Here is a 14,841-nt window from a genome sequence, read left to right on the forward strand (position 1 = left end):
GAATGAAGCAAGAAAGTAGCTTAATGAATCAAGACAAAAAAGTAAGTTGGTTTAAACAAAACTACGTGGCACTGACCACTATTTGGATAAAAGAGTGCACACGTTTTTTACGAATTTGGGTACAAACCCTCGTGCCACCCGCCATTACCATGAGCCTATATTTCGTCATATTTGGCAACTTAATCGGTAACCGCATTGGTGAAATGGGTGGCTTTACTTACATGGAGTTTATTGTTCCAGGCCTCATTATGATGTCGGTAATAACCAACTCCTATGCGAACGTATCTTCCTCTTTCTTTAGCGCGAAATTTCAGCGCAACATTGAAGAGTTACTGGTTTCCCCCGTGCCCACCTCGGTGATTATTTTAGGGTATGTAGGCGGCGGTGTGGCCCGGGCCATTTTGATTGGTATTATTGTTACTTTGGTGTCGTTATTTTTTGTTGATGTGCAAATTCATCACTTGGGCATCATCGCCCTTACCCTAGTATTAACGGCAACGCTTTTTGCCACCGCAGGGTTAATCAATGCGGTGTTTGCGAAAACCTTCGATGACATCAGCGTGGTACCAACGTTTGTATTAACCCCATTAACGTACTTAGGGGGCGTCTTTTACTCGCTAACCTTATTGCCTGAATTTTGGCAATGGGTGAGTAAAGCCAACCCTGTTGTTTATATGGTAAACGGCTTTAGATATGGCTTTTTGGGTGTTTCTGATGTTCCAGTCACCTTTTCCCTGAGTTTATTAGTGATATTTAATGTCGTGCTTTTTGGCATTGCCTATTATTTACTTAAAACTGGAAAAGGGATCCGTAGTTAATGACCACTGGCAACTCCCGTGCTATCTCCACTAATCAACAAGGCGTGCATGAGAAGCTTGATGATGTGGTGAAAAAGTACAAAACGTCAGAAAATTTGCGCCCTATCGGGGAGCATACACAAGCGGCTTTTAACCACGTGTGTGAATGGCTAAATGGAGACTTTTCCAACATCATTTTAGATTCGTGTTGTGGGGTCGGAGAAAGTACTGCGAATATCGCGAACGCGTACCCGACACATAGGGTCATAGGCCTAGATAAATCCGCACAGCGTGTGGATAAGCACGGGCACTATGCAGCTGGGCAAGATAACTACCGCGTTATGCGTGCGGATGTTAACGATTTTTGGCGTTTAGTGCGCCGCCATCAGTGGCAAGTCCATAAGCACTTTTTGCTATACCCGAACCCCTATCCTAAAAAAACACAAGTGCAAAAACGCTGGCATGCAAGTGCTGCGATGGTGGACTTGATGGCCATTACCCCGCATATTGAGGTTCGCAGTAATTGGTTAGTGTATTTGCTGGAATTTGCGCAAGCGGCGCAGCAATATGGTATTCAGTCAGATATTATTGAAATTACTGGAGATAAGAGCATGACGCCGTTTGAACGCAAATATCGCGCTAGCGGCCAAGTATGCTGGCAGCTTCTTTGTGGGCAGGAAGAGTCACGATAGCACCCTTGTCAGCTATCGTGTAGGGCAAACAAATGCCTTATGTTACCTCTTGGCGAGTTCGTCAATCTAGGGTAAAGTTCGTCACCCTGAAAGTGTTGTGATAAGTTTTCATAGGGAATAACCAATCAGTCCAAGGTGATGAGCATTGACCAACAAGTATTGTCGATGTACATAAGTTTTATCGTTTAGCGAGGTGTGTTTAGTGGGTGAAGCTCAAGTTAGTCTGGAGCACTTGTTTAGGGTCTTTACCAAGCCTGAACACAAAGACTCAAAGCTGGCGCAAATAGAACAGCATTTGTCCGACAATATTTTAGATTTTTTGTCGCAGCACGTGGTCACTAAAAAAACCTCCCTTGAAGAGGTTGAAAAAGACTTTGCCAACGCGAAAGTGCCTGAATCGCCAGAGTTTGTCTCTACCCATGCGGAAACCTTGTTAGATAAACTGGTAGCGCACTCGGTGAACACATACTCGCCTACCTTTATTGGGCATATGACCTCTGCGTTACCCTATTTTCATTTACCCCTCTCAAAGCTCATGGTTGGTTTAAACCAAAACCTGGTGAAAATAGAAACCTCGAAAGCTTTCACGCCGCTAGAGCGTCAAGTCTTGGGGATGTTGCACAATCTAGTATACGACCGTTCAGAGGCCTTCTACGAGCAACACTTACACAGCGCGCAACATGCACTTGGCGCATTCTGTTCAGGCGGTACTATTGCAAATATCACTGCCCTTTGGGTAGCGCGAAACAAACTGCTAGGGCCACAGCCAGGGTTTGCTGGCGTGGCTAAAGCGGGTCTGGCCGCCGCCTACCGTTTTCACAACATCAATCATTTAGGGGTGATGTGCAGTAAACGAGGGCATTATTCTCTGTCTAAAGCTGTCGACGCTTTAGGATTAGGCCGCGAGCAGTTAATTGCCTTACCAGCGCCTCAACAAACGCTAGATCCTGAAAAAGCCTTACGCGCAGGTAAACGTTATCAAGAGGAAGGAAACAAGTTACTGGCTATTGTGGGCGTAGGTGGAACCACTGAAACCGGTCACGTAGACCCGCTAGACGAGTTGGCGGATGTTGCTGAGCAATTAGGTTGCTGGTTTCACGTCGACGCTGCGTGGGGGGGAGCTACGCTTTTCTCTTCACAATACCGAGATAGACTGAAAGGGATTGAACGTGCTGATTCAGTGACCATAGATGCGCATAAGCAAATGTATGTGCCTATGGGGGCAGGTATGGCGCTCTTTAAAGACCCCGAAAACGCCAATGCCGTACGTCATCATGCACAATACATTCTGCGCGCAGGCTCGAAGGACTTAGGAGCCACTACCCTTGAAGGTTCAAGAAACGGTATGGCCATGATGGTCTACTCAGCGCTACATATTTTTGGGCGCAGAGGCTATGAATTGCTTATTGATAGAAGTATTCAAAAAGCCAAAGCTTTTGCTGACATGATAGATAAACACCCTGATTTTGAACTAACCACGTCACCTACCTTGTCGTTGCTTACCTATCGCATTTGCCCACAAGCCTTGCAACACACCTTAAAGCAGGTAGACGACAGTACCCGTGATGAAATTAATGAAAAAATTGATACGCTGGTGGTGAGTGTGCAGAAGCAACAACGTGAGGCGGGCAAATCTTTCGTGTCACGTACCCGTTTAGAAGCGCCAGACTACCCAGCAAAGTGCATAACGGTTTTCAGGGTGGTTTTGGCTAACCCATTAACCAGTCACAATGATTTAGCCGCCATTTTGGCAGAGCAACACCTCCTTGCCACCAGTACGCCATTATGGCAATCACTCAGTCAGTTGGCTGCGCAAGACCCAGCATAACGGCTAAGCATCCTTAAGTTTAGTGGCCGGATTTACCGGACACGCACAATAAAAAATGCCCCTGCATGAAGTGCGGGGGCATTTTCGTTTGTCGTTATGTGGCGTTTAAACGTTACAGGTTAATTTGTAAGTTATCGATAAGACGAGTAGTGCCTAAAAACGCAGCCACAAGAATCACTAAATGGGTATCTTCTTGGGTGGCTGGCTTAAGCGTATGGGCATTAACTACATGCACATAGTCTTTTTTAAAGCCGACATTTTCTAACGCATCTGCGAGGTCGTTTGCCACAGTGATAAAGTCTCGCTCGCCATCAAGGATTCGGGCTTTGGCAATATGCATTTGTTTGTAAATAGATGCCGCTGTATGCTTTTGTTCTGCCGATAAATAACCGTTACGCGAGCTAAGCGCTAAGCCGGTTGCGTCTCGTTCAGTCTCCACACCGTGTATAACAATGCCGGTAGACAAATCTTGCGCCATTAACCGTATGACTTGAAGCTGTTGAAAGTCTTTTTCACCGAAAAAAGCGTCGTCAGGATGAACCATATTGAACAGCTTGGACACCACAGTGGCTACGCCTCTGAAGTGGCCAGGACGGCTTGCACCACACAAGATGTTCGAGATGTCAGGCACTTCTACAAAGGTTTGGTGATCTAGCCCTCGTGGGTACATGTCCCTTACAGAGGGCATGAAAACTGCGTCTACACCCGCCTCGATTAACTTCTGCTTATCTTCTTCAATGGTACGAGGATAGGCATCTAAGTCTTCGTTTTGCCCAAATTGTAATGGGTTTACAAAGATACTTACCACCACCTTGCTATTATGTGCTTTCGCACGTTTCACGAGTTTAAGGTGCCCTTGGTGTAAGTTTCCCATGGTGGGAACAAAACCTACTGTGTTGCCATCGCGCTTCCATTCGCGAGTAAGCGCACGTAACGCCGCGATATTATCGACAACTTGCATAAAAACCTCTTTACTCAAAACTGTGTTCCGCTGACGGGAATTCACCGTTTTGCACTTCTAAAATGTATTGTTGAACTGCTTTGCGCAAATCTCCGGTTTCACTCAAGTAGTTCTTTGAAAATTTAGGCATATAATTGGCGCTTATTCCGAACATATCGTGCATAACTAGTATTTGACCGTCGGTATCTTTGCCCGCACCTATCCCGATAACCGGTATAGTGAGCGCTTCACTCACCGCTTTACCAAGTGACGAAGGTACGCATTCAAGCACCAATAATTGAATACCTGCTGCTTCTAGGGCTTTGGCTTCTTCAATAAGTTGTTGCGCTTTATCTGCATCTCTTCCTTGAACTTTGAAGCCGCCAAACACGTGAACAGACTGAGGCGTTAGCCCTAGGTGACCACACACAGGGACACCACGCAAATTTAACCCCTGAATGGTTTCGCATAACCAGCGTCCACCTTCCATTTTCACCATGCTTGCGCCTGCAGCCATTAGTTTTGCTGCGTTTGCATAGGTTTGCTCTGGTGTGGCGTATGACATAAATGGCATGTCAGCTAACACAAACGCCCGTTGCGTTCCCGCTCTAACGCTACGTGTATGATAGGCAATATCATCGATAGTTACAGGTAAGGTATCGTCTTCGCCTTGAAGTACCATGCCTAAGGAGTCACCAATCAACAACGCGTCAATACCTTGTTCGTCAAACATCTTAGCGAAGCTGGCGTCGTAAGCGGTCAAGGAGGTGATTTTTTCTCCGGCTTGCTTCTTCTTAAGCAAACCAGAAACGGTAACTTTTTTCATGGTAACCATCCGGATGTTGATATCGTGTGGCGAACTATACGGATTTTGCGGCTAATTGGAAGAGCGTAGGCGTTTTAGCCCATCAAGAGCGCAGTTAGCCACCCAATGAGAAATGGGTTTTCCATCTGGCATTATCATACTTGGTGCAATTTCAAACAAGGGAACCATCACAAACTCGCGTTCCGCCATGCCTATGTGTGGAATAGTGAGGTCGGCGGTTTTTATTTGTTGGCTACCGTAAAGTAATATGTCCAGATCAAGGGTTCTCGCTCCCCACCTTTCGCCTTTACGTTCTCGGCCAAAGTCGAGCTCCACCTGTTGGAGTTGTTTTAGCAGGCTATGGGGCTTAAGTGCCGTTTCGATTAAGCAAACAGCATTAATGTAATCCGGTTGATCTTGCGGCCCCATAGGCTTGCTACTATAAAGCGACGAGGTTTTTAATACCCGTGTATCTTCAATGGTGTGCAAGGCAGAGAAAGCGTCTGTGACGCGTTTAATAGGGTTTTCCAGGTTACTGCCGACGCCAAGGTATACATGCTCTTTATGCATCAGGAGGCCTCTTTGCTGGTCGACGTTTGCGTTTGCGTGGTCTAGGCCCGTTTTCGCTTTTACGTAGTGCGTTTAGCATGCCCTTTTGCTTCGTTGCATCAGCGTGTTGAAATTGAGTCCACCATTGGGCCAACTCCAACAATTCACCCCCTTCAATTTGACCACGCACTAATAAGAAGTCGTAGCCCGCTCGAAATTTAGGATGGGTAAGTAACTGAAAAGCTCGACGGCCAAATCGTTTAGGTAAGCGTTGCTGCAAAATCCAGATATCGCGCATCACCGTTGAGAAACGCTTCGGGATCATGATGCGCTGAGTTTGCTTGGCAATGACTTCACCTGACGCAATATTAAAAGCATCGTGAGCATTTAACCCAGACTCAGCTTGTAAAATTTGGCTCTTTTCTTCTAGTGGATACCACAGTAGCGCCGCATACAAGAAGGCAGGTGTCACTCGTTGATCATTGTTGATTCTATCGTCGGTGTTACGTAATACCTTAAGGATAAACTGCATTTCGCGACAGCTTTCGTCGGCTAAAAAGGGTTCAATTTGCGGAAACAATGGCGCAATCAGGCCGTATTCGCGCAGCATCAAGAAGGTCGCTTCCCCTTTTCCCGAAAGAAAGAGCTTAAGGGTCTCTTCAAACAAACGGGCCGGTGGAATATTCGTCAGTAAGCTTGCGAGTTTCTTTATAGGTGTCGCGGTATCCGGGTGAATGGACATAGACAGCTTAGCGGCGAACCTTACGGCACGAAGCATTCTCACCGGATCTTCACGGTATCTCACTTCGGGGTCGCCAATCAGCCTAACTTCGCGTTTTTCTATGGCCTCTAAGCCTCCGGCAAAGTCTTTTACTGTAAAGTCCGCCACACTGTAGTACATGGCATTGAAGGTAAAGTCGCGACGTTCAGCATCTTCTTCAATGGTGCCAAATACGTTGTCGCGAACCAGTTGTCCGTGGGCGTCTTGTTTGGCCGTAACCTTGGCTTTTGCCGCTTTACCATCGCCAGCAGCCTCATCGTTACTATCAGGCTCACTGTGATGGCCTCGGAAGGTGGCGACTTCAATGATTTCGCGGCCAAAAACAATGTGAGCTAGACGAAAACGTCGACCGATTAAACGACAATTTCTAAATAAGCCTTTAATTTGCTCGGGAGTCGCATTGGTGACCACATCGAAGTCTTTGGGCTCATGCCCCATCAAAATATCGCGTACACAACCGCCAACTAAGTAGGATTCAAAGCCCGCGCCATTTAAGCGGTACATCACTTTTAACGCGTTAGGACTTACATCTTCGCGAGATATACCATGTTCTCCTCGCGTCATGGTGCGAGGGATTAGTGCGGTGTCAGCAGTGTTTTCCTTGGTAAAGGCACGCTTAACAGAATTGAAAACACGATGAATGATGACGGAGTCTCCGAAGGTTATAAAGGTTGGCTATAATAAGTGGATTCGTTGCTATCGACAATAATTTCAGCAGTATTTGGTACTAATTTCCTATCCCAATGGCTAATTGCGGCAGAAATTAAAGATTCTGGGCTGGAATAATGCTGAGAATCTAACGGCATTACGTTGGCCAAACCTAAAAATTGCAGGCAGTGAAGCAAGTTTGTCATCACGTGTTTGTTATTTACTGGCTTTGCATGGTTTTGTTTGCTGAGCTTTCGTCCAGCAGCGACAGCAGCCACTGGCACGTGACAATAGGATACCGGTGGGCAACCTAAGGCGGCATAAAGGGTTTTGTGAAACGGGGTTACATCAAGTAAATCACGGCCACGTACAATATGGGTTACCCCTTGGTAAGCATCATCAAGGGCGACGACTAAGTGATAAGAAAACAAGCCATCACGGCGCTTGATAACACAGTCTTCTGGTTCACCCCCTGCGTCGACGTGCCCAATCATTCCATCGTCAAACGACATCAGTGGATTGTCCAGCTTCATTCGCACGGCGACGTGACCATCGTCCACGATGTTTTGTGTGCGGCATTCGCCATTATACCGCCCGCCCATGGCTTTTATTTGCTTACGGGTACACCGACAATAATACGCAGCACCTTGCTGTAAAAGTTGATTCACTTTCTCTTGGTATCTGGGGTGCTGCTGGCTTTGATAGAGAACATCTCCGTCCCACTGTAAATGATGACGTTCAAGCGTAGTGAGAATGGCAGCATCAGCGCCTTTTACACACCTTGGTTCATCAATATCTTCCATACGTACTAACCAAGTCCCTTTGTGATGTTTTGCATCAAGATAACTGGCTAAGGCTGTGATTAAGGAACCGAAATGGAGTGAACCTGAAGGCGAGGGCGCGAAGCGACCGACATAAGCAGAATGATGACTGTGCGGGGATATAGCTGTGTGGGTCATAGGCACTTAACATTAGCTATTGGCGCAGTTATATAGCGCTAGTGGTAAGCGCAATAGCAACAAACTGCCAAACGAGTATTCGGTTGGCAGTTTGCTCATTACAAGTGAATTATCCTTGTAACTGCTTCTCTTTAATTTCCGCCATTGTCTTACAATCGATACATAAATCGGCTGTAGGGCGGGCTTCTAGACGACGAATACCAATTTCGATACCGCATTGGTCGCAAAAACCAAAATCGTCTTCTTCAATACGCTTAAGTGTTTTTTCAATCTTTTTAATGAGCTTACGTTCACGATCACGGGTACGTAATTCAAGACTGAACTCTTCTTCTTGCGCCGCACGATCGACGGGATCGGGGAAGTTAGCCGCTTCGTCTTTCATGTGGGTTACAGTGCGGTCAACTTCTTCACGAAGTTGGTTACGCCATGCTTTAAGTAGCAAACGGAAATGTTCCATTTGCGGTTCGCCCATATATTCTTCGTCAGCTTTTGCTTCGTAAGGCTGTAAACCTGCAAGGGCTAAAAGTCCCAGGGATTTTGTTTCTTTTCCTGTTGGCATATGCCACATCTCCTACACTACGACATCCATTTTGTCCCGAAAGAATCGCATATCTATAGCAGAATCGCGCATTTCAGGCAATGACTCGTGTCTATGTAATTAGTATGCTAATGGGAATTCGTGAATTCATTAACACAGTTACCAGTCAACGCAAATAGTCGCCCTTCTGGTAAAACAAGGCGCAAATATGAAGGCGAATTAAAAAAAATCAACCTCTTTTTTACAAGTTTAAAGGGAGTGGTTGATTTATATAAATTTTTTGTTCATCAATGAAACACGATAATGCCATGATGCTGACGCCAGCACGGGCGGCAATCTTTACGGCCTCGCCATAAAGGGGATCAATGTCTTGCGCAATTTGCACTGAGGTTACTCCGGTGTGTTGCACGCAAAAAATAAGCGTGGTGTGTATACCCTGTTGCGCAAGTGCAGCAAGAGAGTGGCAGTGCTTCGCTCCTCTCGCGGTAACTGCATCGGGGAAAAATCCCTGTTCGCCACGAGCCAAGGTTAATGACTTCACTTCAATGTATTGGGTTTTATTATTCGCTACGCAGGCAAAATCAAAACGGCTATCAGCGCCAGGCGGTGTGACTTCCGCTTTTACGCTTTCTATGTGAGAAAAAGCGGGTATGGCCTTGTTATTTAGTGCTTCTGCCACCAGTTTATTAGCATTGTGCGTGTTAATGCCAATGAAGTCGCCATGAAAGGTTTGTGCTAGCTCCCAAGTGTATTTAAGTTTACGTTTTGGGTTGTTTGATTCACTTAAATAAACGGTGAAGCCAGGTTCAGCACAACCGGTCATGGCGCCGGTATTCGGGCAGTGTGCAGTGACAACTTCACCATTTTCTAAGGTCACGTCAGCTAAGAAACGCTTATAGCGTTTCACTAATGTGCCGCGAATTAAGGGTGTTGAATATTGCATGCTTTCAGCCTCCTAGCACGGGTGATGGTGCGGTTAAATTGAAGCAGCACCGCAACATAAATTGATAATGATATAAGGATAAACTTGCCATGGCAGATTTTACCGTTAGCTTGAGTGACGAAAAGGCTGGCGCGCCTTGGGGCGAAAATGCACGGCTTTCATTTACTGAAACCGGCGCGGTGATTCACCTAGCACAAGACAGCGACAGTGAGCGTGCGATTGCCCAAGCGGCCCGTAAGTTAGACGGTCTTAATTTACCGGCGGTTACTTTAACGGGTGATTGGCAAAAAGAACAGCAATGGGCGTTTGCGTTAAGCTTTACCCGTGCCCGTCATCCGGGTGCTATTACTTGGGCCGACAACGATGACCAAGCGCAATTGGCGCAAGAATATGCCGCACTTGTGTTTACCCGCCAATTGGTGAACGACACCCCAGAAGATTTAAGCCCCGAAACCTTGGCTCAGCGCGCTGCGCAATGGGTAAAAAGCTTAGGTCAAGACAAAGTTAGCTTCACGATGACCGTAGGCGAAGCATTAAAAGATGCAGGTTGGGTGGGTATTTACAATGTGGGGCGTGGCAGTGAACGGCCACCAGCCATGTTAGAACTAGATTACAACCCCACTGGCAATGCTGACGCGCCCGTTGATGCCGTCCTCGTAGGAAAAGGCATAACCTTTGATAGCGGTGGCTACAGCATCAAATCGAGCGAAGGCATGCTCGACATGAAATGCGATATGGGCGGCGCAGCGACAGTGACAGGCGCATTGGGATTGGCCATTACCCAAGGTATTAATAAGCGTATCAAACTTATTTTATGCTGTGCGGAAAACCTGATTAGCGGCCACGCTTACAAGCTTGGTGATGTGCTCACCTATAAAAATGGGGTGACGGTAGAAGTCGTGAATACTGATGCCGAAGGTCGTTTAGTATTAGCTGATGGCTTAATGGCGGCAACGGAAACGGGCGCGCCACTGATTATCGATGCTGCTACCTTAACGGGGGCTGCAATGGTGGCACTGGGTTCTGACTATCATGCCGTATTTTCAAAAGACGACAGTGCTCGCGAGCAAATGCTGAATGCCGCTAAACTTGAAAATGAACGTTTTTGGCCGTTACCTTTGGAGGCGTTTCACGCCGATCGTTGTCCATCGGCATTTGCCGATACTGCGAATAGCCGTCCCATGAAAGGGGGCGGAGGCGGCGGCGCATCGAATGCGGCTGGATTCTTGTCTCGTTTTGTTAATCCACAAGGCAAGGGGTGGGTGCATTTAGATTTAGCTGCAGCTTATCATGGTGGTGCAACGGCAGAAATGCCTGTTGGGGCAACAGCAAAAGGCATCCGAGCTATTGCTCGTATGCTTCACGATTTCAAAGCCTAACTACACATGTTCCCCCTTTGCGTGTCACATTCCCGTGTGGCACGTATAGGGGGTAAATGCGTGAAGGAGGAAAATTAAATTCCGCCCAATCGCTCGGCTAATTGCTTGTAACGATCCACATCACCGCTGTCGAAAAGGGGGTTACCGTCGGTGTCTTTTTCTTTCGATACTAATAAGCTTTCACGCTCTAGCCTTTCCACACGAACTTCTTTCACACCCAGATAGGCAGCCACTTCTTTTACCGTCATTAAACTCATTCTGCTGATTCCACACGTTGTTGTATTTTATTGGGTTTCTTTCTAATTTTGGTTACACTCTACGCCAATCACCTTAACCGTACTCAGTGAATACATTCGTTTCACAGCGAAACAAGAGAACCGATTCGCTATTACACCAAAAGTAGTACAGATATGGCATTGTTCTTAAGGCGTAATCTTAAGGCGTAATCTTAAGGCGTAATCTTAAGGTGTATTCTTAGGACGTAATCTTTATAGTTAAGCCTAAATCTCATTTTTTTCGAGTGCTTTTTTGCCCATCACGTACAAATAGCACCATTTATTCTGCGTACACGCAGGAATCTATTGGAGAATAAACACCCATGGACACTTGGTCTGCCGCAGTCATGTTATTTTTGATCATGGACCCCCTGGGCAATCTACCGATATTCATGTCGGTACTAAAATCAATAGAACCCCGACGAAGACAAATGATATTGATAAGAGAGCTTGTGTTCGCGCTTGTCATTTTGTTTGTTTTTCTATTTAGCGGTCAGTCAGTGTTAAACTTCCTCAACGTGGGACAGGAAACGGTCAGCATTGCTGGTGGTATTATTCTCTTTCTTATCGCACTAAAAATGATATTTCCCTCCGCCGGTCACCAAAGTGGGCTGGCAGTAGGAGAAGAACCCTTCCTGGTTCCATTGGCCATTCCAATGATTGCGGGTCCCTCCACGTTGGCCGCGCTAATTTTGTTAGCAAATCAGAATCCAGACCGCATGACAGACTGGTCAATAGCCTTGGCCGCAGCTTGGTCGGTGAGCGCTATTATTTTGATGTTTTCAGGGGTGTTTCATAAACTACTAGGCGAAAAAGGCTTGGTGGCAATGGAACGATTAATGGGCATGATTTTGGTTATGATCGCAATCCAGATGTTACTTGATGGTGCCACCCAATACTTTATGCATGCCACCGGAGCAAATTAAATGGCAAAGCAAAAACTTAATACATTCGCACGGGTTCGCGCGTTAGAAGGCTGGAAAGCCGTTGCATTTAGCGCTTCTCTTTTAGAGCGTATGATCCCTAACTACGCACTTTTTTGCGAAGTGTCAGAGTACGAAGAGCCAGCCAACCTACGAAGCTGTCTCGATTTAGTATGGGAGGCCATAACTTCCCCTAAGAGTAAATTTAATATTGGGGTGCAACTGGAGAAAGTGGAAGTAGGCACGCCAGACACGCAAGACTTTGATACCTACGGCGTATACCCAGCAATCGATGCCGCGATTGGTGTGGCTGCGGTACTTAATTTATTAGCCGGTGATGATCCACAAGGTGCCGTGGTTGTGAGCAAGCTGTCACAGGGCAGTGTAGAAGCCTATTTACTTGCCAGTGATGAAGCCGATGATGACACCGTGAAGTCTCATCCTTTAATGGAATTTGAAATTGCGGTGCAAGATGCGTTGCTGGCATGCGTAGAGCAATCAAGCACGCCAAAGGAAGCCGCTCAGCAATTAAAAGCTATTGCGTTAGAAGAGGGTATATCCAATATAGGGCTGGCGCTCTAACTGACTGCTATTAAAAAATAGCGCAGTGCACTGGTGTGTTTTTCCTTAATGACCTGCCAATGGTCAGGTAACGAAAGAGGCGGTAAGGCGGCTTCGTGTTCCACGTAAATGTGGCTGCCTTGATGCACTAAGGCCAATGCGTCGAGGGCAATTAACGTTGGCTCGACCAATCCCTTATTGAATGGCGGGTCCACAAACACAATATCGTAGGGAAGTGTGTTTAGTTGAGGTAAAACGGCAAGAGCGTCACCTGGGTGAACCGACGCACTGCTCTCTTTTGAAACCGCAAGTGTACGAAGGTTATCGACTAATTGCTCTCTTGCTTGTTTATCAAGTTCAATAAAGTCACAGCTTGCCGCGTAGCGTGAAAGCGCTTCTAAACCTAAACTGCCTGCGCCAGCAAACACATCTAAACAACGGGCATTTTGCGTATATTGCATTAGCCAGTTAAACAAGGTTTCTTTATTTCGGTCGGTGGTAGGGCGTAAACCTTCTGCGTCGATAACGGGGAGTTTTCTACCTCGCCACTGACCGCCGATAATCCGAATATGACCTGATTTTCCGGCTTTATGCGTAGTATTTCTACGATTTGTGTTTGATGATGCCCTAGCAGGGCGAGAAACTCGCTTCATGGTAGCTGACAGTGGTATCATTGGTTCATACAATATCCGGCCAGTGTAGCCGAATTTGCGCAGAATTTATAAGGATTTGTCCTCACTATGTCGAAACTTTTTGGCTGGTTCAGCAAGAACAAAAAAGCAGATAAACAAAAAACGACTCAAAACGAAACAGAGCATTCCACGCTTTCTGAGTCGAATACAGACAATAGCAACGAAATCAGTACGCAGCCGCAAGGTTCATCTGACATACCTGACGTCACCGTCAGTGACGATACGCAGGAAGTACCGCAAGCGCTTGCTGAAGAAAATGTCACACCATTAGAAGTTCCAGGCAGTGACGCCGAAGATGATGTGCTAACGACGCAATCACCTATTACACCTTCAGAAACTGAAAACTTGATGTCCGATCAAGCGCCAGAGGCGACAAGAGACGAAGGTGTGCCCGTAGAGGCTGATGCCATTGTAGATACGCCTACCGCAAAAGACGATGTCAGTGTCGATACCGCCAGTGTCAGTGAGGCTGTGCCTGCCACGGAAAGGGTCGTTGATACAGCGCAAACCGAGGAAGCTGTTGCGCGCTTAAAACAAGAAAGCGCCACGCCAACAGCGCAAGAGAAAAAAGAAAAGAAATCACTTTTCTCACGTTTAAAAGATAGCTTATCGAGAACAAAGGCTAATTTAGGCAGCGGGTTTGTTAGCTTATTTAAGGGAAAAACCATAGATGATGAGCTATACGAAGATTTAGAAACGCAATTGCTTGTCGCCGATGTGGGGATGGATACCACACAAAAAATTATTACCCATTTAACAGACAGTGCATCTCGAAAAGATTTGAAAGATGCCGAAGCCTTGCTCGATATTTTAAAACAGCAAATGTCAGATATGCTCGCCAAGGTAAATCAACCCTTACCAGACGTTATGCAAAGCCACGACGCGCAAGATGGGCCTTTTGTTATTTTGATGGTAGGCGTTAATGGCGTAGGTAAAACCACCACCATAGGCAAGTTAGCTAAGCAATTTGAGCAGCAAGGTAAAAAGGTCATGTTAGCGGCGGGTGATACTTTCCGTGCGGCGGCCGTTGAGCAACTACAAGTGTGGGGCGAACGCAACAATATACCGGTTATCGCACAACACACAGGTGCAGACAGTGCATCTGTATTGTATGACGCTTTAGAAGCGGCTAAGTCCCGTAAATGCGATGTACTTATTGCGGATACAGCGGGTCGCTTACAGAACAAAAATAATCTTATGGAAGAGCTGAAAAAAGTGGTTAGGGTGATGAAAAAACTTAACCCAAATGCCCCCCACGAGGTCATGCTGACGCTAGATGCCGGCACAGGCCAAAATGCAGTAAGCCAGGCGAAGCTCTTTAATGAAGCCGTAGGGCTAACAGGTATTACCTTAACGAAGTTGGATGGCACGGCTAAGGGTGGGGTCATCTTCTCTATTGCTGATCAATTTGGTATACCTATTCGATATATCGGAGTGGGCGAGGGCATAGACGATCTCCGCCAATTTGATGGCCAAGAGTTCATCGATGCGCTGTTTAGTGAAATAGAGAGTGGCGACGTCGCAAAATAAA

16 protein-coding genes are annotated in these 14,841 nt (G+C 46.5%); 7 read left to right on the plus strand and 9 right to left on the minus strand.

The features are described from left to right. The first annotated feature begins 2 nt into the window (after positions 1–2). The 3 genes from IUA53_RS02110 to panP all read left to right on the plus strand — a co-directional run bounded on the left by IUA53_RS02110 (position 3) and on the right by panP (position 3,317). Positions 3–818 carry an ABC transporter permease gene (locus tag IUA53_RS02110; protein ID WP_196898173.1) on the plus strand — a complete coding sequence of 272 codons (816 nt, stop codon included), beginning with the start codon at positions 3–5 and terminating at the stop codon, positions 816–818. Continuing rightward, positions 818–1,489 (plus strand): tRNA (guanine(46)-N(7))-methyltransferase TrmB, encoded by a 672-nt coding sequence (trmB, locus tag IUA53_RS02115; RefSeq protein ID WP_044448861.1) that lies wholly within the window; start codon positions 818–820, stop codon positions 1,487–1,489. The genes IUA53_RS02110 and trmB overlap by 1 nt, the downstream gene beginning before the upstream one ends. A gap of 202 nt (positions 1,490–1,691) precedes the next feature. Next, positions 1,692–3,317, plus strand: coding sequence for a pyridoxal-dependent aspartate 1-decarboxylase PanP (gene panP / locus IUA53_RS02120; protein ID WP_196898175.1), 1,626 nt, complete (start codon positions 1,692–1,694; stop codon positions 3,315–3,317). Between the two features lie 112 nt (positions 3,318–3,429). Here panP and panC read toward each other — a convergent pair whose 3' ends face one another. The 7 genes from panC to sfsA all read right to left on the minus strand — a co-directional run bounded on the left by panC (position 3,430) and on the right by sfsA (position 9,480). Continuing rightward, a complete protein-coding gene (gene panC, locus IUA53_RS02125; protein WP_044058278.1) occupies positions 3,430–4,278 on the minus strand; it encodes a pantoate--beta-alanine ligase in 849 nt (282 codons plus the stop codon). Positions 4,279–4,288: 10 nt separating this feature from the next. After that, positions 4,289–5,083: a 3-methyl-2-oxobutanoate hydroxymethyltransferase gene (panB, locus tag IUA53_RS02130; protein WP_044058277.1), complete on the minus strand. Its 795-nt coding sequence runs from the start codon at positions 5,081–5,083 to the stop codon at positions 4,289–4,291. 51 nt (positions 5,084–5,134) lie between these two features. Then, a complete protein-coding gene (folK, locus tag IUA53_RS02135; protein ID WP_044058276.1) occupies positions 5,135–5,632 on the minus strand; it encodes a 2-amino-4-hydroxy-6-hydroxymethyldihydropteridine diphosphokinase in 498 nt (165 codons plus the stop codon). After that, on the minus strand, positions 5,625–6,956 hold the full coding sequence (gene pcnB, locus IUA53_RS02140; protein WP_196898177.1) for a polynucleotide adenylyltransferase PcnB: 1,332 nt from the start codon (positions 6,954–6,956) through the stop codon (positions 5,625–5,627). Before pcnB ends, folK begins: the two co-directional genes overlap by 8 nt. 98 nt (positions 6,957–7,054) lie before the next feature. Then, positions 7,055–7,999: a tRNA glutamyl-Q(34) synthetase GluQRS gene (gene gluQRS, locus IUA53_RS02145; RefSeq protein ID WP_196898179.1), complete on the minus strand. Its 945-nt coding sequence runs from the start codon at positions 7,997–7,999 to the stop codon at positions 7,055–7,057. A 109-nt stretch (positions 8,000–8,108) separates the two neighbouring features. Next, complete coding sequence (gene dksA / locus IUA53_RS02150) at positions 8,109–8,558, minus strand: RNA polymerase-binding protein DksA (protein WP_044058273.1); 450 nt, start codon at positions 8,556–8,558, stop codon at positions 8,109–8,111. A 220-nt stretch (positions 8,559–8,778) separates the two neighbouring features. Further along, complete coding sequence (gene sfsA, locus IUA53_RS02155; RefSeq protein WP_196898181.1) at positions 8,779–9,480, minus strand: DNA/RNA nuclease SfsA; 702 nt, start codon at positions 9,478–9,480, stop codon at positions 8,779–8,781. Between the two features lie 89 nt (positions 9,481–9,569). Here sfsA and pepB point away from each other — a divergent pair, with 89 nt between their 5' ends. Then, entirely contained in the window at positions 9,570–10,859 is a 1,290-nt protein-coding gene (pepB, locus tag IUA53_RS02160) for an aminopeptidase PepB (protein ID WP_044058271.1), read from the plus strand. A 74-nt stretch (positions 10,860–10,933) separates the two neighbouring features. Here the strand turns inward: pepB and IUA53_RS02165 are convergent, their stop codons facing one another. Continuing rightward, positions 10,934–11,116: a hypothetical protein gene (locus tag IUA53_RS02165; protein ID WP_044058270.1), complete on the minus strand. Its 183-nt coding sequence runs from the start codon at positions 11,114–11,116 to the stop codon at positions 10,934–10,936. A gap of 341 nt (positions 11,117–11,457) precedes the next feature. On the opposite strand from IUA53_RS02165, the gene IUA53_RS02170 reads away from it, so the two are divergent. Together IUA53_RS02170 and IUA53_RS02175 are read left to right on the plus strand one after the other, a co-directional pair. Then, a complete protein-coding gene (locus tag IUA53_RS02170) occupies positions 11,458–12,060 on the plus strand; it encodes a YhgN family NAAT transporter (RefSeq protein WP_196898183.1) in 603 nt (200 codons plus the stop codon). Further along, positions 12,061–12,639, plus strand: a complete 579-nt coding sequence (locus IUA53_RS02175; protein ID WP_196898185.1) for a YjaG family protein — start codon at positions 12,061–12,063, stop codon at positions 12,637–12,639. It begins immediately after the preceding gene. Here the strand turns inward: IUA53_RS02175 and rsmD are convergent. Continuing rightward, on the minus strand, positions 12,636–13,292 hold the full coding sequence (gene rsmD, locus IUA53_RS02180; protein WP_196898187.1) for a 16S rRNA (guanine(966)-N(2))-methyltransferase RsmD: 657 nt from the start codon (positions 13,290–13,292) through the stop codon (positions 12,636–12,638). The two genes, IUA53_RS02175 and rsmD, sit on opposite strands and share 4 nt — an antisense overlap. Positions 13,293–13,358: 66 nt before the next feature. Here rsmD and ftsY point away from each other — a divergent pair, with 66 nt between their 5' ends. Further along, positions 13,359–14,840: a signal recognition particle-docking protein FtsY gene (gene ftsY, locus IUA53_RS02185; RefSeq protein ID WP_196898189.1), complete on the plus strand. Its 1,482-nt coding sequence runs from the start codon at positions 13,359–13,361 to the stop codon at positions 14,838–14,840. Position 14,841: the final 1 nt, after the last annotated feature.

Source organism: Alteromonas sp. B31-7 (genome assembly GCF_015767655.1).
Classification (GTDB): domain Bacteria; phylum Pseudomonadota; class Gammaproteobacteria; order Enterobacterales; family Alteromonadaceae; genus Alteromonas; species Alteromonas australica.